We start from the raw sequence: 22,499 nt of genomic DNA on the forward strand, positions 1-22,499 counted from the left end.
TCTGCCCAGGAAGGCCCCGTGCCGCACCCCAACCGCCCGATCGACATCCTGCTGAGCCCGACGACCCTGATCGCCGTGGTCCTGGCCGGCGAGGCGCTGGCCGCCCTGCTCGCCCTGTCGCCGGCACCGGTGGACGACCGCCTGGTGTTGTTCGGCCTGATGTCGCTGGGAATCCAGTGGGCGACGCTGGGCACGCTGGCGGCGGCCCATGCGCTGCGCCCCGCCCTGGGCCGCCTGCAGCCGCAGGCGCTGGCCTGGGTATGCCTGGGCATGCTGCTGGTCATGACCCTCCTGGTCGCCCTGGTGTCCTGGAAGCTGGTGAGCTTCCGCCACGCGCCGGGCGACCATGCCGGCGCCGTCTTCCTTCTTCGCGCCCTGGCGCTGGCACTGGTGGCGGGCCTGCTGGTGCTGCTCGCCTTCCAGAACCACTGGCGCGCGCGGCAACTGGTCCTGCGCGCCAAGCAGGCGGAACTGGATGCGCTGCAGGCGCGCATCCATCCCCACTTCCTGTTCAACACGCTCAACACCGGCGCCGCGCTCGTGCACCAGCAACCGGAAAAGGCCGAGGAGCTGTTGCTGGACCTGGCGGACCTGTTCCGTGCCGCGCTGACCGGCTCGCGCCGGATTCCGCTGCGGGAGGAACTGGAGCTCGCCCGCCGCTATGCCGGCATCGAGCAGTTGCGTTTCGGCGCGCGCATGCGGCTGGAATGGCAGGTGCCCGAAGCACTGCCCGACCTGGAGGTACCGATCCTGTCGATCCAGCCGCTGGTCGAGAACGCCATCCATCACGGGGTGGAACCTTCGCCGGGCCCATGCACGCTGCGGATCGCCATCCAGCCGGAGGGCGGGGGCGTACGCATCACGGTCAGCAACGACCTGCCTCCGACGCCCGCCACCGCCCACCGGGGACACCACGTGGGCCTGCAGGCGCTGCGCGCTCGCATCCAGGCGATGGGCGGCGATGTCCAGACGCAGGTCGCGGACGACCGTTACCTGGCATCGATGGTGGTACCGGGCCCATGACCGCCCGGCTACGCCCCGCGGTGCAGATGCCCCCGGATTGAACGACCCACCAAGGCATGTCCGGCAGGCGATGCCTGCAATGGCAGTGCGGAAAGGGCACGGGAGCCGGACGCCGGCCCGGGAACGGCGGCCGGCGTCAAACCCTGTAGCGTCCGAACCTCAGGTCACGACCCGGTAGCAGGGGTGGTACTCGCCGGAAATCTTCATGCGCCGCTGCTCGACGAAGGCCCGCAGCAGCGCATCCAGCGCCTGCATCATGTCCGGGTCGCCATGGATCACGAACGGTCCGAACTGCTCGATCCGCTGCATGCTGTCCTCCTTGACGTTGCCGGCGACGATGCCCGAGAACGCGCGCCGCAGATCGGCCGCCAGTTCCGGCGCCGGACGCCCGTGGTGCAGGTCCAGCGCGGCCATCGCCTCGTGCGTCGGCACGAACGGCTGCTGGTACTCGCTCGGGATCTCCACCGACCAGTTGAAGAAGAACGAATCCTTGTGCGCCAGCCGGTACTCGCGCACGCGCTTGATGCCCTGCGCCATGCGGCGGGCCACGGCGACGGGATCGCCGATGATGATCTCGTAGCGGCTGGCCGCCTCCTCGCCCAGGGTCATGCGTATGAACTGGTCGATCTGCTCGAAGTACGGCGCGGCGATGGTCGGGCCGCTGAGGATCAGCGGGAACGGCAGCGCCTTGTTCTCCTCGCGCAGCAGGATGCCCAGCAGGTACAGGATCTCCTCGGCGGTACCGACGCCGCCCGGGAAGACGATGATGCCGTGGCCCATGCGCACGAACGCCTCCAGGCGTTTCTCGATGTCCGGCATGATCACCAAGTGGTTCACGATCGGGTTCGGCGATTCGGCAGCGATGATGCCCGGCTCGGTGATGCCGATGTAGCGCGTATTGATCCTGCGCTGCTTGGCGTGGGCGATGGTCGCGCCCTTCATCGGCCCCTTCATCGCGCCCGGCCCGCAGCCGGTGCAGATGTCCAGGCCGCGCAATCCCAGCTCGTAGCCCACCTGCTTGGTGTACAGGTACTCGTCGCGGGAAATCGAATGGCCGCCCCAGCACACCACCAGGTTCGGCTCGCTCGGCTGCAGGATGCGGGCGTTGCGCAGCACGCCGAACACCGCGTTGGTGATGCCTTCGGGCGTTTCCAGGTCGGAGGCGTACTCCGGCCCCAGCTCGATGGCCATGTAGGCCAGGTCGCGCACCACGGAGAACAGCAGCTCGGCGATGCCGCGGATGATCTCGCCGTCGACGAAGGCCATCGCCGGCGCGTTGCTCAGGTCGATGCGGACGCCGCGGTCCTGTTGGGCGACCTGGATGTCGAAATCCGGGTACAGGTCGCGCGCGGCGCGCGGATCGTCCGAGGCGCTGCCGCTGGTGAGCACCGCCAGCGCGCAGCGCCGCAGCAGCTCGTGCATGCCGCCGCTGGAGGCATCGCGCAGGCGCGCCACTTCCGCCCGCGACAGCACGTCCAGCCCGCCGCGCGGGTAGATCCGCGCGTCCTGCACCGGCAGCGCCCGCGCCACCGCTTCTTTCGTCATTTCCATCATCGGTTCCGTCTTCACAGTTGGTCGAATGTAGCGCTGCCCCCATGAAAAGGAAAACGGCCGGGTTGCCCCGGCCGTTTCCTTGTCCAGCACTGATCCGTCAGGGCATCAGAACTTGTACTTCAGGCTCAGCATCATCGACCAGCGCGACACCGCGGTGTTGCCCTTGTCGTTGTTGTTTTCCTGGATCTGCGAGTTGTCGGTGGAACCGGTGAAGTTGTAGACGTACTTGCCGGTTGCCGGGTCGATGCCCGCATAGTTGGCGATGCGGCGGGTCGAGTAGAAGCCGTAGTCGTCGATCAGGCCCCACTTCTTGTTGAGCAGGTTGCCGATGTTCATGATGTCCAGCGCCAGCTCGGTCTTGTGGCCCTTGAAGAAGCCCGGCAGTTCCTGGCTCAGGCGCACGTCGAAGCTGTTGACCCACTTGGCGCGGTGCGCGTTGGCCGGCACGACCTGGCCCGCATAGCCCGCCAGTTCCGGGGTCTTCTCCAGCCAGTCGAAGAACGCCTTCTCCATGTCCGCGCCGCCGGTCCACAGCACGTCGCCGTAGCCCTTCGGCACGTAGAACAGGTCGTTGGTCGCCGCGCCGTCGCCGTTGGCGTCGTTGTAGAAGATGTAGCTGTACGGACGACCCGAACGGCCTTCATAGAACAGGCCCACGCGGGTGGAGTAGTCGCCGAAGAAGGCGTGCTTCCATTCCACGGTGCCGGTCACGCGGTCCTTGATCGCATAGCGCGAGTCGTAGGCCACGTTTTCGTTGGCCTGGTAGATCAGCGTGTTGTTCCAGTTCGAGGTGTTCTGCGAGCTGGTCAGCGGGCTGACTTCCTTGGCGGCGGTATAGGTGTAACCCAGCGACCAGCCCCAATGCTCGCCCATCGGCCGGCTCAGCGCGAAGGTGGCCTGGGTGCTGCGGCCCTTGTCGGTATTGCGGAGCAGCAGCACGTCGCCGATGTCGCCCGGACGGTTGCCCTTCACATCCGGGCACAGGCCTGCGGTGACCTGGGCGGGGGTACAGGTGTTGCCCTTGATCTTGCCGATTTCCATACCGTACTTGCCGGCATTGCGCGGGTCGCGGCCTGCGGCGTTCCAGTAGTTGTCGCGATCGTCCTGGGTGCCGGTGAACGTCGGATCCATCACGTCCAGACGCTCGAAGTACAGCGCATCCTTGACCTTGGTGACCAGCAGTTCGGCCGAAGCTGTGATGCCGTACCACGGCAGTTCGTGGTCGAACGCCAGGTTGGCCTTCCACACCGACGGCAGGCGCGTGCCCGGCTCGATGATGTCCACGTTCTGGCGGGCCGAACCCGGGGTCAGGCCGTCGGTCGAAGGCGGCAGGTTCATGTCGAACGCCGGTGCCTGGCCGCCCTTGAGGTCGTACTCGACGTAGTTCAGGCCGGTGTTCTGGTAGGCACCGGCCAGCCACACGTTCGGGGCCGCGCCGCCGAACAGGCCCACGCCGCCGCGCAGCTGGGTCGGGCGATCCGAGTCGAAGGTGTAGTTGAAGCCCACGCGCGGCTGCACCAGCTTGCGGTCCGGCAGCACCGTGTTGTTATAGCCGTACAGCTGCTCGATGCGCGGGTTGTACAACTTCTGGTTGCTGAAGTCCGGCATGTCGATGCGCACGCCGTACATCAGGCTCAGGTTGTAGTTGACCGCCCAGGTGTCCTGCAGGAACACGCCGGCATTCTTCAGCGTGAACTCGGCCGGGATGTCGCTGTAGCTGCCGCCGTTCGGGCGCGGAGCACGCAGCTGGTACTGGTTCACCTTGCCGTTGAGGAAGTCTTCCAGGTTGCTGAAGACGTAAACGCCATTCAGGTTGCGGCCGTAGAAGTTCATCAGGTCGTTCTTCGAGTAATCGAAGCCGAACTTGACGGTGTGGTCGCCGATGTACCAGTTCGCGGCACCGAAGGCGCTCAGCTCCTTCGACTCGACGATGTTGACGTGCGTGTTCTGCTCGGTGCCGAACAGCAGGCCGGAGGTGCTGGAGCCGAAGCCGTTGATGCGAACCTGCGGCATGTTGACCGACGGCACGCGCGAGGCGTTGTAGTCCTTGTGCGAGACCTTGAACTCGGTGGAGAAGTTGTCGCTCCAGTCGGAGAACAGTTCGCCCATCCAGGTTTCATAGGTCTTGGGCTGCGCGTACCAGTGGCTGCTCAGCGAAACCGAGCTGGAGGACATGCCCGGGAAACGCATGACGCTCTGCTCCATCTTGTTGTAGCGCAGCGCCGCACGGTGGTTCTCGTTGATGTTCCAGTCCAGCTTGACCGCGTATTCCTCGATCTCGGTCTTGTTGTCCGGAGCCGACAGTCCGCCGATGTCATAGCCCTTGTTGGACATGAACTCCTGGACCTTCTTGATGTCGGCGTCGGTGATGCTGCCCTTGCCGTACAGCGTGTCGCTCAGGGCCACGCCCGGCGCCGAACGCTCGTACTTCTCGTAGTTGGCGAAGAAGAACAGCTTGTCCTTGACGATCGGGCCGCCGAAGGTCAGGCCATAGGTCTTCTCGTCCTCGAAGCCGTTGAAGTCGCCCTTGTCGGCGGCGAGGCGGCGGCGGACCATGTCGTCCTTGTTGCGGTACGAACCATAGACCGTGCCGTGGAACTCGTTGGTGCCCGACTTGGTCACGGCGTTGATCACCGCGCCGGTGCCGCCGTAGATGGTGGTGTCGTAGTTGGCCAGGTCGATGTTGATTTCCTGGATGGCGTCCATCGACACCGGCTGGCGCTCGGTCGGCAGGTTGTTGGACTCCAGGCCGAACGGATCGCCGGCGCCGATGCCGTCGATGCGGATGGCGTTGAAGCGGGTGTTCTGGCCACCGGCCGAGATCGCGCCGTCGGCCTTGCTGACCTGGGAGATGCGCGGATCCAGGCGGATGTAGTCCTGGATGTTGCGGTTGGCCGACGGCAGCGCGTCCATCGTCTCGCGGGTCACGTTGGAACCGGTGCCCATCTTGTTGGCGCTGAACAGGTCGGAACCTGCCACCATCGCGGCCACCACGTCCACGCCCTGCAGGGTCGTCACGTCGCCGGCAAGCGCGGCGTTGACGGTGTTCACCTGGTTCAGGTTGAGATACACACCCTCTTCGGTCTTGGTGCCTTCACCCGGCTTGGTCACGGTGATCGTGTACGGACCGCCCACGCGCAGGCCGCGCGCGTTGTAACGGCCCGACGCGTCGGTGGTGGCGCGGCTGGTCGTGCCCGACTCGACGTGGGTGATGGTGACTTCGGCACCGGCCACCGGCGAACCGCCGTTGTTGGTGACCAGGCCGCCGACGCCGGCGGAAGTGCTCTGTGCGAAAGCCGGCGCGGCCGCGAGAGCGGCAACGAGACCAAGGGCAAGCTTGGACATCCGGATGCGAGGGTGGTTCATTGGGTAGCCTCGATACGAGTTGGCGATTGGGAAAAAACGCGATCCATCAGCCCCGGGGCCACCGGGCGCCTGATCGGCTTGAATCTGGGGGTACCTTCCGCGGCGGTTACATGCGCAACGGTTAAGATAAGGTTAACACGGTAAGCGTCGAATATGACCGTAGCAAGACAGCGATCTTGCAGCGCAACAAAACCAGAACAATCGAATCAATGACTTATCGGATCGACGCCAGATAGACAGCGACGCCGTCCAGCAACATCTGCACGGAAATCGCGACGAGCAGCATGCCCATCAGGCGCTCCAGCGCGGTCAACGCACGAGCGCCGAGCAGCTTGTAAAGCAGCGTGGCCGACATCAGGATCGCCGCCGTCGCCCCCCAGGCCAGCAGCAGCGCAAGGCTCCATTCACCAAGCCGGTCCGGCTCGTTGCTGCCCATCAGCATGACCGCCGCCATCCCCGACGGGCCGGCCACCAGCGGGATCGCCATCGGCACAATGAAGGGCTCCCCGTCCGGCACCGCACCCATCAGCCCTTCCGGCCGCGGGAAGATCATGCGGATGCCGATCAGGAACAGCACGATGCCGCCGGCGATGGAAACCGATTCCTGGCGCAGGTGCATCAGCTCAAGCGCGTACTTGCCGCCCCACAGAAAGGCCATCAGCACCGCCAGCGCGATCAGCAGTTCGCGCACCAGCACCACGCGCTGGCGCCGCGGCGCCAGGGGCTTGAGCAGGCTGAGAAATACCGGGATGTTGCCCAGCGGGTCCAGGATCAGGAACAGCAGCAGCGCGGCCGAAAGGACGGTCACCCGTGCAGTTCCATCACCTTGCCGCGCCAGGCCGCTCCCTCGGCGGCCAGCAGTTGCACGCAGGCGTCGGCGCAGGCCGCCGGGTCGACCGGCGCGAAGTCGGTTTCATGGGTGAACGCGCGCGCGCGCAGCGGCGTGCGCATCGGCCTGGGCTGCAGCCCGCTGACCCGCACCGGGCTGTTGCGAAGTTCATGGTGCAAGGTGTCCAGCAGGCCGCGTAGACCGTACTGCGCCACGCCATAGCCGCCCCAATAGGCCTGCCCGACCCGCTGCGGGTCGTCGAGCGCGAACACCACCGCCGCATCGTCGCGCTGGCGCAGCAGCGGCAGGCAGGCCTGGGTGAGCCAGGCGCGGGCGGTGAGGTTCACGTGAATGGCGCGGGCGAAGGCGGCCGGGTCGCCCAGGGCAAAAGGCGTCAAGCCGGCGAAGTCGGCCGCGCAGTGCAGCAGGCCATCCAGCCGGCCGACCTCGGACTCCAGGCGCGCGGCCAGTTCGGCGAAGTCGTCCGGGGAAGCGCCTTCCATGTCCAGCGGATACAGCAGCGGCTCGGGGCCGAGCGGCACCGCGCTGTCGTAGACGCGGTTGAGCTTGGCGATCTTGCGCCCGAGCAGCACCACGGTGGCGCCGGCGGCCGCGCAGGCCCGAGTCGCCGCCGCGCCGAGGCCCCCGGCCGCGCCGGTCACCAGCACGACCCGTCCCGCCAAGGCGCCTTCCGGCGCGGGATTGCCGGCCGCATTCATCGACTGCGCGCTCACGCCTGGCCCGCCTCGGCGACGATGCGCTTGAGCTCGCCGGACTCCAGCAGCTCCAGGATGATGTCGCAGCCTCCGATCAGTTCGCCGTGCATGAAGAACTGCGGGAACGTCGGCCAGTTGGAATAGCGCGGCAGGTTGGCGCGCACTTCCGGCAACTCGAGCACGTTGACGGTGCGCAGGTTGACCGCCCCCGCGGCCAGCAGCGCCTGCACGGCGCGGCTGGAGAACCCGCACATCGGGTACTGCGGCGTCCCCTTCATGAACAGGACGAGGGGATGCTGCTCCACCTCCGCCTGGATTTGCTCCATCACCGCCATTGAATTCTCCCTGCTGCGGCGGAAGAAGGTCCGTCCGGTCGGATAGACTCTTCCTCCGTGGCTGCCGATTGTAAGCCGAGCCGGCCGGCTCCCGGCGCCCTCGACCGAAAGAAACGGACCATGCCCGTCGAACTGCCCGACCTGCCCTATCCCCGCGACGCCCTGCAGCCGCATTTCTCCGCTGCGACACTGGACCTGCACCACGGCCACCACCACGCCGATGTGGACGCGGTGAACGCCCGCATCGCCGGCACTGAGCTGGCCGAGCTGCCGCTGGAGGACATCGTCCGCCGCAGCCAGGGCAGCCTGTTCGAAGCCGCCGCCCAGGCCTGGAACCATGCCTTCTACTGGCAATGCCTGCATCCGCGGGCCAGCGGCGAGCCGCAGGGCGCGCTGGCCGAACGCATCGCCCGGCAGTTCGGCGACACGCAGAAACTGCGCGAGGAATTCAACCGCGCCGCGATGGCGCTGTTCGGCTCCGGCTGGGCGTGGCTGGTACAACACCCGGACGGCCGCCTGGCCATCGTCACCACCCGCAACGCGAACACGCCGCTGACCGGCGACAGCACGCCGCTGCTGGCCTGCGACCTGTGGGAACACGCGTACTACACGGACTTCCAGAACGACCGCACGCGTTACCTGCAGTCGTTCTGGAAACTGGTGAACTGGGATTTTGTAGGCGCCCAGCTGCGCTGAGCGCCTTCCGGAAACCGACGGCATCGGCCATCGGCGAAAACCGGCATGAGCCACGCATGGAACTCCCCTGCCCGCAGCAGGCCGACCTCGCATTGCCACAGGTTCAGCCGTGCGCGGCCATCGCGCCCAGCACCGGATACACCAGCGCCGCACCGGCGTTGAGCGCCAGCGTTATATCGAGCACACCGACGATCCCTCGGCGGCTGACACCTTAGCTTCAACGCCGCGCCCACGTATGGTGATGCAGCGTCGCAACGGGGCACACCACAGCTAGCGCAACCAGTTCGCGGGGCCGCGGTCCAAATGCGCGGTCTGCGCGCCGGGGCCGCTCGGTGTCATGCGCGCTTACGCATAACGGGCGAAAGCCCGCCGGGTTCGCCAGTCCGGCGCTTTCATTCGCGACGGCGTCCATCCCAGCAAGGCGGCGATTCCGGCGGAAGGAACCCCAAGCCGCCATCACGCCTATCGCGCCGCTGCGCACATCGATGCATCGTTGCGTTGTCGATCCGCGACGGCGCCGGCCGGCGACCGGAAACACCGGTGGGAACGCCGGTCAGCCGGCCCGCAACGCGCGCACCACCGGCTCGACCTGCGCCTGGCGGCCCAGCGCCTGCCCCACCCGCTCCAGCGCGGCGGCCAGGGCCGCCGCATCGTCGTCGCGCAGGTTCGCGTGCCCCACCTTGCGGCCTTCGCGGGGCTGTTTGCCGTAGTCGTGCCAGTGGCCGGCGGGCTCGGCGAGCACCGCACGCGCATCGGGCATCCGGCCGAGCCAGTTGAGCATGCAGGCATGGCCCAGCACGCGCGTATCGCCCAGCGGCAGGCCGAGCACCGCGCGCAGATGATTCTCGAACTGCGAGGTCTCGGCGCCATCGCTGGTCCAGTGGCCGGAGTTGTGCACGCGCGGCGCCATCTCGTTGGCCAGCAGTTCGTCGCCGCGGCAGAACAGTTCCAGCGCGAACACGCCCACGTAGTCGAGCCGCTCGGCCACGCGGCGCGCGTAACCGATGGCCGCCTCGTGCTGCGCCGCGGTCGCGACCGCCGGGGCCAGGCTCGCCGACAACACGCCATCGACGTGCCAGTTGCCGGTCAACGGCCAGGCACGGAACTCGCCATCGCGGCCGCGCACCGCCACCACGCTGACCTCGCGGTCGAAAGCGACAAAGCCTTCCAGGATCAGCCCGGTCCTGCCGGCCTGCGCGCCCAGCGCCTGCCAGGCGGCGTCGATGTCGGCCGCCTCGCGGATGCGGAACTGGCCCTTGCCATCGTAGCCGAGCCGGCGCGTCTTGAGGATGCACGGCATGCCGAACTCGGCCGCCTTCGCCGCCAAATCGTCGCGGTCGCGGATGTCGGCGAACGGCGGCAGCGGAATGCCCAGTTCCTGGAACAGCGTCTTCTCGCTGAGCCGGTCCTGCGCCACCGCCAGCGCGGCCGGGTTCGGGAACACCTGCCTGCGCTCGGCCAGCCAGCGCGCGCTGGCGGCCGGCACGTTCTCGAAATCGAAGGTGACCACGTCCACCTTGCCGGCGAATTCGGCCAGCGCGGCGGTGTCGTCGAACGCCCCCACCTGCAGCGGCGCCAGCTGCCCGGCGCAGGCGTCCGCGGCCGGGTCGAACACCACGAAGCGCAGGCCCAGCGGCGCACCGGCCAGCACCATCATGCGGGCCAGCTGCCCGCCGCCCAGAATACCTATCGTCGTCATGCGCGGAACTGCTCCGGAAATTCGTGCGGCCTGCCCAGGCGAACCCGCAGGGCAATGCCGACCGTGGTCATTGGCGCGGGTCGTCGGCGGCCATCACGTCGGCGGTCTGGCGCGCGCGGAAGGCATCCAGCGCCTGGCCCACGGCCGGCTGCGCCGGCGCCAGCATCGCCGCGGCGAACAGCGCCGCGTTCGAGGCGCCGGCGTTGCCGATGGCGAAGGTGGCCACCGGAATCCCCGCCGGCATCTGCACGATCGACAGCAGCGAATCCATGCCGTTCAACGCCTTGGACTGCACCGGCACGCCCAGCACCGGCACCGCGGTCTTGGCCGCGATCATGCCCGGCAGGTGGGCGGCACCACCGGCACCGGCGATGATCGCGCGCAGCCCGCGCGGACCGGCTTCTTCGGCATAGGTGAACAGCACGTCCGGCGTGCGGTGCGCCGAGACGACCTTCACTTCATACGGAACGCCCAGCGCGTCGAGCTTCTGGGCCGCGTGCTGCATGGTCTCCCAGTCGGAACGGGAACCCATCACGATGCCGACGAGCGGCGCGGAGGAATTGGGGGTCATTGGCCGTCACCTGCTGCAAAGACGTATTCTAGCCGCCTTCCACGCAAGACCACGACCCGATGGACCGCAAACTGCTCGACCTGCTCGTCTCGCCCGACACCCGCCAGCCGCTGGCCCTGCTGGACAGCGCGGGGCTGGAAACGCTGAACCGCGCCATCGCCGCCGGCGGCGTCGCCCGCGCCGACGGCAGCGCGCAGGCCGAGCCGCTGCGCGAGGCGCTGGTCACCCGCGACCGCAGGCAGGTGTTCCGCGTCGAGGACGGCATTCCGGTGCTGCTGGCCGAGGAGGCCATCGCCACCGCGCAGATCGACGGTTTCCCGGGCACGTGATGCTGCCGCAGCCGCCGGCCGCTCCGCCGCAGGAGCAGATCGACGCCGACGTCGCCCGCGCCCTGGCCGAGGACATCGGCAGCGGCGACGTCACCGCCGCGCTGCTGCCCGACACCGCCGACAGCGCCTACCTGCTGTGCAAGCAGGAGGCGGTGATCGCCGGCCGCCCGTGGTTCGACGCCACCCATCGCGCGCTCGACCCGCAGGTGCGGATCGACTGGCGGGTAAGCGAAGGCGAGCGCGTGCCCGCCGGCACCGTGCTGGCCACCCTGCAGGGCCGCAGCCGCGCGCTGGTCAGCGCCGAGCGCACCTCGCTGAACTTCATGCAGACGCTCTCGGCCACCGCCACCACCACCGCGCGCCATGTCTCCGCCGTGGCCGGCACCGGCGCGCGCATCCTCGACACGCGCAAGACCCTGCCCGGCCTGCGCCTGGCGCAGAAGTACGCGGTGCGCTGCGGCGGCGGCGACAACCACCGCATCGGCCTGTTCGACATGGTGATGCTGAAGGAGAACCACATCCGCGCCGCCGGTTCGCTCACCGCCGCGGTACGCGCCGCGCGCGCGCAGCAGCCCGGCCTGCCGCTGGTGGTCGAGGTCGAGGATCTGGCGCAGCTGGAAGAAGCCCTGGCCGCCGGTTGCGACCGCGTCCTGATCGACGACTTCACCCCGGCGATGCGCCGCGACGCGGTGCGCATCGCCGCCCTGCGGCCGCCGGGAAAACGCATCCCGCTGGAAGTCTCCGGCAGCGTGGGCCTGGACGGACTGCGCGCCATCGCCGAGGACGGCGTGGACTGCATTTCCATCGGCGGGCTGACCAAGCACGTGCAGGCCATCGACCTGTCGCTGAAACTGGGGCCGCCACCGGCCTGATTTCACGGCACGGAAACGGCGCCCCCTGCGAGGCTCGCCCTGTACCCGAGGGGAGCCCGTCGTGATCCACCGATTCCTGTTCTGCTGCGCCCTGTCCCTGCCCGCCTTTCCCGCCGCCGCGGTGGAGGCCTGCGATGTGCCGCCGCGCTACGGCGTGGGCGAAACCGCCAAGGCCATCGTACGCGCCGCCTGCGACGAGCATCGCCTGTGGTACCGCCCCTTCATCGATCGCGACGGCCGCATCGCCAGCCTCGCCGTCACCGAGGCCGAGAGCGGCAGCCTCGCCGACGACGGCCTGGTGGCGTGGCAGCGCGTGGCCGGCTACTGGCGCCAGAGCGGCACGCTGTCGCCGATGGCCGCGCTGCCCGGCGCGCAGAGCTGCCTGGCCACGCCCGGCGAACGCACGACCGACAACGATTGCCGGGCTTTCCTGATCGACAACCCGTGGTCGGCCGCGTTCGTGTCCTGGATCATGGTCCGCGCCGGCGTGCAGGGCTTCGTGCGTTCACCGCGCCACATCGACTACATCCGCGCCGCCTACCGCGGCGGCGCGGCGGGCACGCCCTATCGGCTGGTCGATCCGGCCCTGGACAAGCCGGCACCCGGCGACCTGCTCTGCTTCCTGCGCGACCGCAGCACGGCGCTGAGCCACGACGGCCTGGTGAAGGCGCTGGGAGCCGGCGGCGCGGACCGCTGGAAATCGCATTGCGAAGTGGTCGTGGCGGCCAATGTCGGCGGCGACCGCACGCTGTACCTGGTTGGCGGCAACGTCGCCAACGCGGTGGTCATGCGCAAGCTGGCGCTGGACCGCACCGGGCGCCTGGTCGCTCCGGCTCCCGTCGATGCGGGGCGGGCTGCCTCGTCGGTGGAAAACGCGTGCTCGCCCGGCCGCGAGGAGGAATGCGATTTCAACCGGCAGGACTGGGCGGCGTTGTTGAAGCTGGTGGAGCCCGGGACCTTGCCGGCCCCCACGCCGGCGGAGCCCTAGCCGCGCTGAACTGGTGGCCGGTCCGTCACGGCCCCCTGCCGGTCGCGACGTCCCTCCTCCGCCCGGACCGGTTCCGCTTTCGCGCACGGCCGCCTAAAGTGGCGCCATGCCTACCCTGCTGATCCTGATGATCCTCGGCGCCATCGGCTACGCCTTCTGGGACGCGTCCCGGGCCGCGGCCGAACGCGCCACCGAACTGGGCCGCAATGCCTGCCAGGCCGCCGACGTGCAGTGGCTGGACCAGAGCGTGCACGCCATCGGCCTGCGCCTGTGCCGGCTGCCCAACGGCTGGCTCGGCTTCGAGCGCAGCTTCCGCTTCGACTATTCCTACGACGGCGTCGAACGCCACAGCGGACGCATGGTGCTGCGCGGGAAACAGCTGGTCTCGTTCGTCGGCCCGGTTACCGCGCGGGTGAGCATGCTGCAGCCGCGCAGCGACGAAGCCGAGGACATCTGAACGCGGCTCCACTCCGCGCGATCCGGAAGCATGTTCCCCCGAACGAAAACCGCCGCCTTGCGGCGGCGGTGCGGGTTACTTCACTACCCGGAGGAACGGACGCTTGCCCGAAGGCTGTGGCGGCTCCGGCGGCGCGCTGGGCGGCGGCGTATCGTCGTCATGCGGCTCGGGGCCGTCCGCGCCCGGGATATCGTCCGGCAGCGCCATGCCCTGCCCGGTCTCGCGCGCATACACCGCGAGTATCGCCGCGATCGGCACGTTCACCGGAAAACTGACGCCGGAGAACCGCGCGGTGAAACTCACCGCTTCGTTGTCGATGTGCAGCCGCATCACCGCGCGCTCGGCGATGTTGAGCACGACCCGCTCGTCCTTGACCGCGCTGGCCGGCACCTGCACGCCCGGCACGCCGGCATCGACCATGATGTGCGGGGTCATGCCGTTGTCGTTGATCCACTCCACCAGCGCCCGCAGCAGGTATGGGCGATGGCTGCTCATGCGGAAAGATTCTTCACTCATGGGGCAAGTGTACGCGGCATCGATGCGCGATCGCCGCCCGCGGGCGGCGATCGATAAGTCTGCATACAGCCGATGCGTCAGACCGGCAGGTCGCGCAGCTTCTTTTCCTGGTCGGTGAGGCTGCGGATGAAACCCGGATTGCGGAAAATGCGGTTGCCGTAGTCCTCGATGGCCTTGCCATCCTTGGGCAGCGGAATGCCCAGCGCATCCAGCCGCCAGATGATCGGCGCCATCGCGCAGTCGGCCAGGCTCATTTCCGGGTTGAGGAAGAACTTGGACGCCTTGAACAGCGGCACCGACTGCGCCACCAGTTCCTTCAGGCGCTTGCGCGCGGCCTCGGCCTGGGTCTTGTTGCCCAGCTGGATCGCCTGCACCTGCGGCACCCAGTCGTGCTCGATGCGCAGCATCGCCAGGCGCAGGCGCGCCCGCGACAGCGGGTCCACCGGCATCAGCGGCGGATGCGGGTAACGCTCGTCCAGGTACTCGCTGACCACCGAGGCCGCATAGAGCACGAGTTCGCGCTCCACCAGGGTCGGCACCGAGTGGTAGGGGTTGAGGTCGATGAGGTCTTCCGGCGGATTCTGCGGATCGACCGGCACCAGATCGTAGGTGACGCCCTTCGCGGCCAGCACCAGCCGCACCCGGTGGCACAGGACATCGTCATTGGCCGAGAACAACGTCAGGGTATTTCGCATGCGCACACTCGCCGCCATCAAGGGCTCTCCAAGGGCCGGAATCCGCCAGCCTTACGGCGCCGCAGGCCCAGCGCCCACGGTCGCCACCTTCCCGAGTGTGCAGTCAGCCGGCGCCGATGCCAAGTGCCAGCCAACCTCCCGCACCGGCCCGCGGACCCACCCTCACGTCAATGCACGTCCGTCCAGTACTCGTTCTTGAGCAGGTACGCCAGGAAGGAGAGCAGCGCCAGAAACAGCACCACCCACACGCCCAGGCTCTGGCGCTTGAGCACAGCCGGCTCACCGGCGTACTCGAGGAAGTTGGTGATGTCGCGGACGGTCTGGTCGTATTCCTGCGGCGTCACGCGCCCGGGGCTGGTCACCACCAGCCGCTCCGGATGCCGCTCGCCGGCCACGTCGGGTTCGCCGAACTCGGCATGCTGCAGGCCCTGCAGCTCCCACAGCGGATTGGGCATGGAGGCGTTCGGGAACAGCTTGTTGTTCCAGCCCAGCGGCCGCGACTCGTCCAGGTAGAACGACTTCAGGTAGGTGTAGATCCAGTCGCTGCCCCGCACGCGCGAGATCAGGCTCAGGTCGGGCGGCATCTTGCCGAACCACTTGTCGCCCTGCTCCTTGGTCATGGCGACATGGATCTGCTCACCGAACTTGGCGCCGGTGAAGTTCAGGTTGTCCATCACCTGCTGCTCGGTCAGGCCCAGGTCCGCGGCCATGCGCGAGTAGCGCAGGTACTTCAGCGAGTGGCAGCCCGAACAATAGTTCATGTAGGCCTGCGCACCGCGCTGCAGCGACGCCTGGTCGGACAGGTCGTTGCCCGCCTGCTGCAGCGCGCCGCCCGAGGAAGCGAAGGTGGCGGCCGAGAACAGGAGTGCGGCGGTGGCCGTCGCCAGCAAGGCAATCCATTTCTTAGTCATGCGTCGTCACCCGCTCCGGCACCGGCTTGGTCTTGTCCAGCTTGGTCCACACTGGCATGGTCAGGAAGAAGAGGAAGTAGTACGCGGTCAGGAAGCGGCCGATGATGGTTTCCACCGGATCGGTACCTGGACCGGCGCCGATCTTGCCCAGCCACACGAAGCTGATGGCGAAGCCGAACAGCAGCAGCTTGGAGAGCAGGCCACGGTAGCGGTAGGACTTGACCTTGGCGCGGTCCAGCCACGGCACCGCGAACAGGATCGCGATGGCGCCGAACATCACCAGCACGCCGCTGAGCTTGTGCGGGATCACCCGCAGCATCGCGTAGTACGGCGTGTAGTACCACACCGGCTTGATGTGCTCCGGGGTGACCAGGCGGTTGGCCTCGGTGAAGTTGTCGTGCTCCAGGAACCAGCCACCGAACGCCGGGGCGAAGAAGATGATGAAGGCGGCGATGACCATCATCGCGAACACGTAGAAGGTGTCCTTCACCGTGTAGTACGGATGGAACGGCACGCCGTCGGCCGGCGCGGTCGGCGACCAGCGGTTGCCCTTCGGGCCCTTCTTGATCTCCACGCCGTCGGGGTTGTTGGAACCCACCTCGTGCAGCGCGCCCAGGTGCAGCACGACCAGCAGCAGCAGCACCAGCGGCACCGCGATCACGTGCAGGGCGAAGAAGCGGTTCAGGGTGGCGTCGGACGGCAGGTAGTCGCCCATGATCCACTCGGTCAGGCCGTTGCCGATCACCGGGATGGCGCCGAACAGCGAGATGATGACCTTCGCGCCCCAGAACGACATCTGGCCCCACGGCAGCACGTAGCCCATGAAGGCTTCGGCCATCAGCGCCAGGTAGATCAGCATGCCCAGGATCCACACCAGCTCGCGCGGCTTCTTGTAGGAGCCGTACATCAGGCCGCGGAACATGTGCAGGTAGACGACGATGAAGAACAGCGAGGCGCCGGTGCTGTGCATGTAGCGGATCAGCCAGCCCCACTCCACGTCGCGCATGATGTACTCGACCGAGGCGAAGGCTTCCGCCGCGCTGGTCTTGTAATGCATGGTGAGGAAGATGCCGGTGACGATCTGGTTGACCAGCACCACCATCGACAGCACGCCGAAGATGTACCAGATGTTGAAGTTCTTCGGCGCGTAGTACTCGGACATGTGCTTCCGGTACATCGGCATCAACGCCGGGGCGCGGTCGTTGACCCAGCCCATCACGCCATTGGCGGCGCGGACGAGGATGTTGTCAGCCATGATTACGCCGCCCCCTTGGGATCGACGCCGATGACGATGGTGTTGTCGTCGGCGTAATGGTGTGGTGGCACGACCAGGTTGGTCGGCGCCGGCACGCCCTGGAACACGCGGCCGGCCATGTCGAAGCGCGACTTGTGGCAGGGACAGAAGTAGCCGCCCTTCCATTCCGGGTCATACGGTTCGGGCTTGATCTCAGCGGCCATTTCCGGCGAGCAGCCCAGGTGGGTGCACAGGCCGACGAGCACCGAGATCTCGGGCTTGATCGAGCGTAGTTCCGGGTTGGCCTTGCGCACGTAGTCCGGCTGCTGGTCCGCGTTCTCGGACTTGGGGTCGCGCAGGCGGCCATCCAGGGTGGGCAGCGCGTCGAGCACCGACTTGGAGCGCTTGACGATCCAGATCGGCTGGCCTCGCCACTCCATGATCAGGCGCTGCCCCTCCTGCAGTGCGCTGATGTCGGCATTCACCGGTGCGCCGGCGAGCTGGGCCTTGGCACTGGGATTCCATGACTTGATGAAAGGGACTGCTGCGAAACCTGCCCCGACCGCGCCGACCACGGCGGTTGTCGCTGTCAGGAAGCGCCGGCGTCCGGCATTGACTGGATCGTTTACCCCATCGTTGGCCATCCGGCACTCCGATATTGATGTAGGTGGCTTGCGGCTGCCTGCGACCGGTGGAACCGGACCGCTCAGAATCGAATCTCCCCCGAGTTTAGCTGAACGTTCAGCAGCCGCACAATGCGATGAAACAGGAGTCCATGACTTTTGTCACGCGCCCCTGGAATAAAGCGCAAACGCGCTCATTGGCGCGAGCCCAGCTCGCCGCGATAGCGGTCCGCCAGCTGCGCCACGCGCTTCACGTAGTACTGGGTTTCGCTGTACGGCGGCACGCCGCCATGCCGGGCCACGGCGCCTTCGCCGGCGTTGTAGCCGGCCGCGGCCAAGGTCAGGTCGCCGTTGAAGCGCCGCAGCAGCCACGACAGGTATTGCACGCCGCCGCGGATGTTCTGGGAGGCGTCGTAGGCATCGCTCACGCCGAACCGGCGCGCGGTGGCCGGCATCAGCTGCATCAGCCCCTGCGCGCCGGCGCGGCTCAGGGCGGCGGGATTGAACGCCGACTCGGCGTGGATCACCGCGCGCACCACGGCCTCCTCGACCCCGAACTCGCGCGCCGCGGCGGCGATCTCGGCGTGGTAGGCCTGCGTGTTGAGCCGCACCGTGCCGAAGTTGACCCCCGGGTTCGCGCCGCAGGCATAGCAGCGCTCGATGTAGCTGTAGCGGATGGTGCGCACTTCGCCCAGGCTGGCGACCTGCGCCGGCCGGGCGCTGGTGTAGTGGCGCACGCCGTCCTTCATATAGGTATAGACCTGCCCGTTCACCACGCGCTGCGCGCGGCCGGCACGCGCGGGCGCCGGGGCGGTCGCCGCCGGAGCTGGAGCCGGAGTCGCTGCAGCGGGTCGGGCAGCGGCGGCGGTGGCGACCGCCGCGGTCGGCGGCCGGTCCGCGGCGGCGGCAGGGCTGGCCGAGGGGTTGGCGGTCGTGGCGGTCGCGGTGGACGGCGGCCGGCTGGCCGGCTGGGCCGCCGGGCGGTAGCTGCCGACCACGCTGCAACTGGCGCCGCGGATGCGCTTGCTGACGTAGTTGGAGACGCCGTCGGCGCCGAGGCACTTGTACAGGCTGCCCGCGCTGGCCGGCACAGCCGTCAGCGAGGCGATCAACAACCCTGCAATCCCCAGTCCGGTCTTCATTGCGGGCGGAAGTGTCCCAGTTTCGCGGCGCGAATGCCAACTGCCCCCGCCCGGCGGTAACGCCCGGGCGGCAACCCCGGTACAATCCGGCCCCTGCCGCGGCCCAGGCCGCCTGCCCGCCCACCCGTCTGGAATAAGCGCCATGCCCGGGACGCCAGCCTCCCCCCTGCCGAACACGGCCGTTTCCGCCGTGCCTTCCGTTGAAATGAACACCCCCGAATTGATCCCCATGCCCGGCGCCGGGCCGAAGGTTGCCGGCGGCGCGCGCGGCAAGCCCGGCGATGGCTCGCCATCGCGTGGAAAGCTGTACATCAAGACCCACGGTTGCCAGATGAACGAGTACGACTCGGCCAAGATGGCCGACGTGCTGGCCCAGGCCGAAGGCCTGGAGCTGACCGACAACCCCGAGGAAGCCGACGTGGTGCTGGTCAACACCTGCTCCATCCGCGAGAAGGCGCAGGAGAAGGTGTTCAGCCAGCTCGGCCGCTGGAAGGAGCTCAAGGCCGGCGGCCGCGAGGTCATCATCGGCGTCGGCGGCTGCGTCGCCTCGCAGGAAGGCGAGGCCATCGTCAAGCGCGCGCCCTACGTGGACCTGGTGTTCGGCCCGCAGACCCTGCACCGCCTGCCTGAGCTGATCCGCGCGCGCCGCGAGCAGGACCGGCCGCAGGTGGACATCAGCTTCCCCGAGATCGAGAAGTTCGACCGCCTGCCCGAGCCGCGCGCCGAAGGCCCGTCGGCGTTCGTGTCGATCATGGAGGGCTGCTCCAAGTACTGCTCGTTCTGCGTGGTGCCCTACACCCGCGGCACCGAGGTCAGCCGGCCGTTCGAGGACGTGGTGGTGGAGTGCGCGCAGCTGGCCGCGCAGGGCGTGCGCGAGATCAACCTGCTCGGCCAGAACGTCAATGCCTACCGTGGCCCGTACGGCGACGGCCCGGGTTCGAGCCTTGGCTCGGACGGGGAAACCCAGTTCGCCGACCTGGGCCTGCTGATCCGCACCATCGCCGAGATCGACGGCGTCGGCCGCATCCGCTTCACCACCTCGCACCCGCTGGAGTTCTCCGACTCGCTGGTGGACGCCTACCGCGACGTGCCCAAGCTGGCCAACTACCTGCACCTGCCGGTGCAGGCCGGCAGCGACCGCGTGCTCAGCGCGATGAAGCGCGGCTACACCGCGCTGGAGTTCAAGGCCAAGATCCGCAAGCTGCGCGCGGTGCGCCCGGACATCTCGATCAGCTCGGACTTCATCGTCGGCTTCCCCGGCGAGACCGAGGCCGATTTCGAGAAGACCATGAAGCTGATCGAGGACGTGGGGTTCGACCAGAGCTTCTCCTTCATCTATTCGCGCCGTCCCGGCACCCCGGCCGCCGACCTGGAGGACACCACCTCCGAGGCCGAGAAGCACGCGCGCCTGTCGCGCCTGCAGGCGCGCATCAACGAGCATGCCGCCGTCATCTCCCGCAGCATGGTCGGCAGCGTGCAGACCGTGCTGGTCGAGGGTCCGTCGCGCAAGGACCCCAACGAACTGACCGGCAAGACCGAGAACATGCGTTCGGTGAACTTCCCCGGCCCGAAGCGCCTGGTCGGCCAGTTCGTCGATGTGGTCATCACCGAAGCGCTGACCAACTCGCTGCGTGGGCGCGTGGTGACCGACGCGGCCTGAACCGGTTAGCGCCGGCCACTGCCCCGGAAGTGCCGGCCAGCGGCCGGCACGGCCGACCAACCGAAGAAGATCCCTTTCGCCGCAGGAGATGCGGCGGCTCGTCCGCATGCGCGCATGGACGTCGTCCTCAGCGGCCACGCCTCCGCACGGTGACGAAAATTTCACCACGCTACCGCAAGCCTTGCCGCATGCAGGCTGCGCACGCTTATCCACAGGTTCGCCGCGCCTGCATCCACATCCGGTGTGGAAAACCGCGCGACCCGCGCTCAGTCCAGCCGCTTGCGGAAACGCAGGATCGCGCCGGCCATCATCACCGCGCTGAAGGCCAGAAGCGCCAGCGCGTCCGGCCACAGTTCCCACAGGCTCGCGCCACGCAGCATCACCCCGCGGATCAGGCGCAGGAAATGCGTCAGCGGCAGCAGTTCGGCCATCCACTGCACCGAACGCGGCATGCCGGCGAACGGGAACATGAAACCGGACAGCAGGATCGAGGGCAGGAACAGGAAGAACGTCATCTGCATCGCCTGGAACTGCGACTGCGCGCGGGTGGAGATCAACAGCCCCAGCGCCAGGTTGGCCACGATCAGCAGGCCGGCGGCGAGGAAGACATCCAGCAGGCTGCCGCCCATCGGCACGTGGAACAGCCAGGCGCCCAGCGCCAGCACCATGCCGGTCTGCAGCAGACCGACGGCCACGTAGGGAACGACCTTGCCGACCATCAGCTCGGCGCTGGTCAAGGGCGTGGCGATCAGCAGTTCCATGTTGCCGCGCTCGCGTTCGCGCACGATCGCCACCGCGGTGAACAGCACCATCGTCATGGTCAGGATCACCCCCACCAGCCCCGGCACGATGTTGGTCGCCGAACTGCGTTGCGGGTTGTAGAAGCCGACCACGCTGATCGGACCGGTCGCCAGCGGGCTGGCGCCCGCGCCGTCCAGCGGCATCCGCGCCAGCTGCGCCGCCGCGCTCTGCACCGCGTTGTCGCTGCCGTCGACCAGGATCTGCAGGGCTTCGCGGCCCTCCGCGCGGCGCCGCTCGTAGTCGGGCGGGATCACGATGCCGATGCTGATCTCCCCGCGCCGCATCGCATCCACCAGTTGCTGCGGCGTTGCCGCCTCCAGCGTCGGCGAGATCACGCCGGTGGCGACGATGTCGCGCGCCAGCATGCGCGAGGCCGAGGTGCGGGCCTGGTCGGCGACGCCGGCGGACAGGTCGCGCAGGTTGGTGTTGATCGCATAGCCGAACAGCAGCAGCTGCATCACCGGGATGCCGATGATCATCGCCAGGGTGATGCGGTCGCGCCGCATCTGCCGCAGTTCCTTGAGCATCACCCCGAGCAGGCGGCGCAGCTTCATGCGCCCTCCCCGCCGGCCGCTGGCCGTTGGCGGGTCGCGGCGACGAACACGTCCTCCAGGCTGGCCGCCTGCGGATGCATCCGCGCGGCGATGCCGGCCGCCCGCAACGCATCGGCCAGCGGCGCCTCGCTGCCCTCCTCGTCCAGCAGCACGCGCAGGCTGTTGCCGATCTGCGCCACGCTGGCCACGCCCGCGCAGGCCGACAGCGCCCTTGCCGCCTGCCGCGGCTGGTCGGCATCGACCACCAGCGTGCGCCCGGCCAGGCGCGCGGTGAGTTCGGCCGGCGTGCCGTCGGCCACCAGCACGCCGCGGTCGAGGATGGCGATGCGGTGGCAGCGCTCGGCCTCGTCCATGTAGTGCGTGGAGACCAGCAGCGTGGTGCCGGCATCGGCCAGTTCGAAGAGCTTTTCCCAGAAATCGCGGCGCGATTCCGGATCCACCGCACTGGTGGGTTCGTCCAGGAACAGCAGTTCCGGTTCATGGATCACCGCCGCGGCCAGGGCCAGGCGCTGCTTCTGGCCGCCACTCATGGTGCCGGCCAGCTGCTTCTGCCGGTCCTGGAAATGGTATCGCTCGACCAGTTCGTCGATGCGCCGTCGCGCCTGCGCTCTGGGCAGGTCGTGCACGGCGGCCAGGAACTCCAGGTTCTCGCGCACGCTCAGGTCGTCGAACAGCGAGAACTTCTGCGTCATGTAGCCGATGCGGCTGCGCAGCGCCTCGGCCTGCTCGGGAATGCGCAGGCCCAGCACCTCGATCCGGCCCGCGCTGGGCGTGAGCAGGCCGCACAGCATGCGGATGGTGGTGGACTTGCCCGAGCCGTTCGGGCCGAGAAAGCCATAGACGTGCCGGCGCGGCACGTCCAGGTCGATGCCGTCCACCGCCGTGAGCGCGCCGAACCGCTTGCTCAGGCCACGCGCGCGGATCGCGA

At 68.3% G+C, this 22,499-nt stretch carries 21 protein-coding genes and 1 pseudogene; 7 read left to right on the plus strand and 15 right to left on the minus strand.

The annotated features are described in order from the left end of the window. The first annotated feature begins 18 nt into the window (after positions 1-18). The gene (locus tag CQ393_RS13525) at positions 19-1,023 is read left to right on the plus strand and encodes a histidine kinase (RefSeq protein WP_343199973.1); all 1,005 of its coding nucleotides are present in this window, start codon (positions 19-21) and stop codon (positions 1,021-1,023) included. A gap of 159 nt (positions 1,024-1,182) precedes the next feature. Here CQ393_RS13525 and ppnN read toward each other — a convergent pair whose 3' ends face one another. The 5 genes from ppnN to grxD form a co-directional block, all read right to left on the minus strand. Continuing rightward, positions 1,183-2,574, minus strand: a complete 1,392-nt coding sequence (gene ppnN, locus CQ393_RS13530) for a nucleotide 5'-monophosphate nucleosidase PpnN (RefSeq protein WP_153192092.1) — start codon at positions 2,572-2,574, stop codon at positions 1,183-1,185. A 108-nt stretch (positions 2,575-2,682) separates the two neighbouring features. Beyond that, complete coding sequence (locus CQ393_RS13535; protein ID WP_153192094.1) at positions 2,683-5,943, minus strand: carboxypeptidase regulatory-like domain-containing protein; 3,261 nt, start codon at positions 5,941-5,943, stop codon at positions 2,683-2,685. Between the two features lie 214 nt (positions 5,944-6,157). Then, positions 6,158-6,751: a YhgN family NAAT transporter gene (locus CQ393_RS13540; RefSeq protein WP_343199974.1), complete on the minus strand. Its 594-nt coding sequence runs from the start codon at positions 6,749-6,751 to the stop codon at positions 6,158-6,160. Beyond that, the gene (locus tag CQ393_RS13545) at positions 6,748-7,491 is read right to left on the minus strand and encodes an SDR family NAD(P)-dependent oxidoreductase (protein ID WP_153192161.1); all 744 of its coding nucleotides are present in this window, start codon (positions 7,489-7,491) and stop codon (positions 6,748-6,750) included. Before CQ393_RS13545 ends, CQ393_RS13540 begins: the two co-directional genes overlap by 4 nt. An 11-nt stretch (positions 7,492-7,502) precedes the next feature. Further along, a complete protein-coding gene (grxD, locus tag CQ393_RS13550; protein WP_104938499.1) occupies positions 7,503-7,823 on the minus strand; it encodes a Grx4 family monothiol glutaredoxin in 321 nt (106 codons plus the stop codon). A gap of 120 nt (positions 7,824-7,943) precedes the next feature. Between grxD and CQ393_RS13555 the strand changes: the two genes are divergently transcribed. Further along, positions 7,944-8,519, plus strand: a complete 576-nt coding sequence (locus CQ393_RS13555; protein WP_153192098.1) for a superoxide dismutase — start codon at positions 7,944-7,946, stop codon at positions 8,517-8,519. Positions 8,520-9,072: 553 nt separating this feature from the next. Here CQ393_RS13555 and CQ393_RS13560 read toward each other — a convergent pair. Further along, positions 9,073-10,218, minus strand: a complete 1,146-nt coding sequence (locus CQ393_RS13560) for a 5-(carboxyamino)imidazole ribonucleotide synthase (RefSeq protein WP_153192099.1) — start codon at positions 10,216-10,218, stop codon at positions 9,073-9,075. A gap of 67 nt (positions 10,219-10,285) precedes the next feature. Further along, positions 10,286-10,789, minus strand: coding sequence for a 5-(carboxyamino)imidazole ribonucleotide mutase (gene purE / locus CQ393_RS13565; protein WP_153192100.1), 504 nt, complete (start codon positions 10,787-10,789; stop codon positions 10,286-10,288). A gap of 59 nt (positions 10,790-10,848) precedes the next feature. Here purE and CQ393_RS13570 point away from each other — a divergent pair, with 59 nt between their 5' ends. The 4 genes and pseudogenes from CQ393_RS13570 (at position 10,849) to CQ393_RS13585 (ending at position 13,435) form a co-directional block, all read left to right on the plus strand. Beyond that, positions 10,849-11,118 carry a Trm112 family protein gene (locus CQ393_RS13570; RefSeq protein ID WP_153192101.1) on the plus strand — a complete coding sequence of 90 codons (270 nt, stop codon included), beginning with the start codon at positions 10,849-10,851 and terminating at the stop codon, positions 11,116-11,118. Then, the gene (gene nadC, locus CQ393_RS13575) at positions 11,118-11,990 is read left to right on the plus strand and encodes a carboxylating nicotinate-nucleotide diphosphorylase (RefSeq protein WP_153192163.1); all 873 of its coding nucleotides are present in this window, start codon (positions 11,118-11,120) and stop codon (positions 11,988-11,990) included. Before CQ393_RS13570 ends, nadC begins: the two co-directional genes overlap by 1 nt. Positions 11,991-12,051: 61 nt before the next feature. After that, positions 12,052-12,933 (plus strand): annotated as a pseudogene (locus tag CQ393_RS13580) (DUF2272 domain-containing protein); the annotation flags it as partial. Positions 12,934-13,084: 151 nt separating this feature from the next. Next, positions 13,085-13,435, plus strand: coding sequence for a DUF3301 domain-containing protein (locus tag CQ393_RS13585; RefSeq protein ID WP_153192102.1), 351 nt, complete (start codon positions 13,085-13,087; stop codon positions 13,433-13,435). Positions 13,436-13,510: 75 nt separating this feature from the next. Here CQ393_RS13585 and CQ393_RS13590 read toward each other — a convergent pair whose 3' ends face one another. The 6 genes from CQ393_RS13590 to CQ393_RS13615 form a co-directional block, all read right to left on the minus strand. After that, positions 13,511-13,951: a ClpXP protease specificity-enhancing factor gene (locus CQ393_RS13590; protein WP_153192103.1), complete on the minus strand. Its 441-nt coding sequence runs from the start codon at positions 13,949-13,951 to the stop codon at positions 13,511-13,513. A 77-nt stretch (positions 13,952-14,028) separates the two neighbouring features. Then, positions 14,029-14,664 (minus strand): glutathione S-transferase N-terminal domain-containing protein, encoded by a 636-nt coding sequence (locus CQ393_RS13595; protein ID WP_153192104.1) that lies wholly within the window; start codon positions 14,662-14,664, stop codon positions 14,029-14,031. Between the two features lie 149 nt (positions 14,665-14,813). Continuing rightward, positions 14,814-15,557: a cytochrome c1 gene (locus CQ393_RS13600; protein WP_153192106.1), complete on the minus strand. Its 744-nt coding sequence runs from the start codon at positions 15,555-15,557 to the stop codon at positions 14,814-14,816. Then, positions 15,550-16,812, minus strand: a complete 1,263-nt coding sequence (locus CQ393_RS13605) for a cytochrome bc complex cytochrome b subunit (RefSeq protein WP_153192108.1) — start codon at positions 16,810-16,812, stop codon at positions 15,550-15,552. The genes CQ393_RS13600 and CQ393_RS13605 overlap by 8 nt, the downstream gene beginning before the upstream one ends. 2 nt (positions 16,813-16,814) lie before the next feature. Beyond that, positions 16,815-17,435: a ubiquinol-cytochrome c reductase iron-sulfur subunit gene (gene petA / locus CQ393_RS13610; protein ID WP_153192110.1), complete on the minus strand. Its 621-nt coding sequence runs from the start codon at positions 17,433-17,435 to the stop codon at positions 16,815-16,817. 173 nt (positions 17,436-17,608) lie between these two features. Further along, positions 17,609-18,556 carry a lytic transglycosylase domain-containing protein gene (locus tag CQ393_RS13615; protein ID WP_153192112.1) on the minus strand — a complete coding sequence of 316 codons (948 nt, stop codon included), beginning with the start codon at positions 18,554-18,556 and terminating at the stop codon, positions 17,609-17,611. Positions 18,557-18,698: 142 nt separating this feature from the next. Here CQ393_RS13615 and miaB point away from each other — a divergent pair, with 142 nt between their 5' ends. Further along, a complete protein-coding gene (gene miaB / locus CQ393_RS13620; RefSeq protein ID WP_153192114.1) occupies positions 18,699-20,216 on the plus strand; it encodes a tRNA (N6-isopentenyl adenosine(37)-C2)-methylthiotransferase MiaB in 1,518 nt (505 codons plus the stop codon). Between the two features lie 266 nt (positions 20,217-20,482). Here the strand turns inward: miaB and CQ393_RS13625 are convergent, their stop codons facing one another. Both CQ393_RS13625 and CQ393_RS13630 read right to left on the minus strand, forming a co-directional pair. Further along, complete coding sequence (locus CQ393_RS13625) at positions 20,483-21,571, minus strand: ABC transporter permease (RefSeq protein ID WP_153192116.1); 1,089 nt, start codon at positions 21,569-21,571, stop codon at positions 20,483-20,485. After that, complete coding sequence (locus tag CQ393_RS13630; RefSeq protein ID WP_343199976.1) at positions 21,568-22,494, minus strand: ABC transporter ATP-binding protein; 927 nt, start codon at positions 22,492-22,494, stop codon at positions 21,568-21,570. The genes CQ393_RS13625 and CQ393_RS13630 overlap by 4 nt, the downstream gene beginning before the upstream one ends. Between the last annotated feature and the right edge of the window lie 5 nt (positions 22,495-22,499).

The organism is Stenotrophomonas sp. MYb238 (assembly GCF_009496535.1).
Taxonomy (GTDB): Bacteria; Pseudomonadota; Gammaproteobacteria; order Xanthomonadales; family Xanthomonadaceae; genus Stenotrophomonas.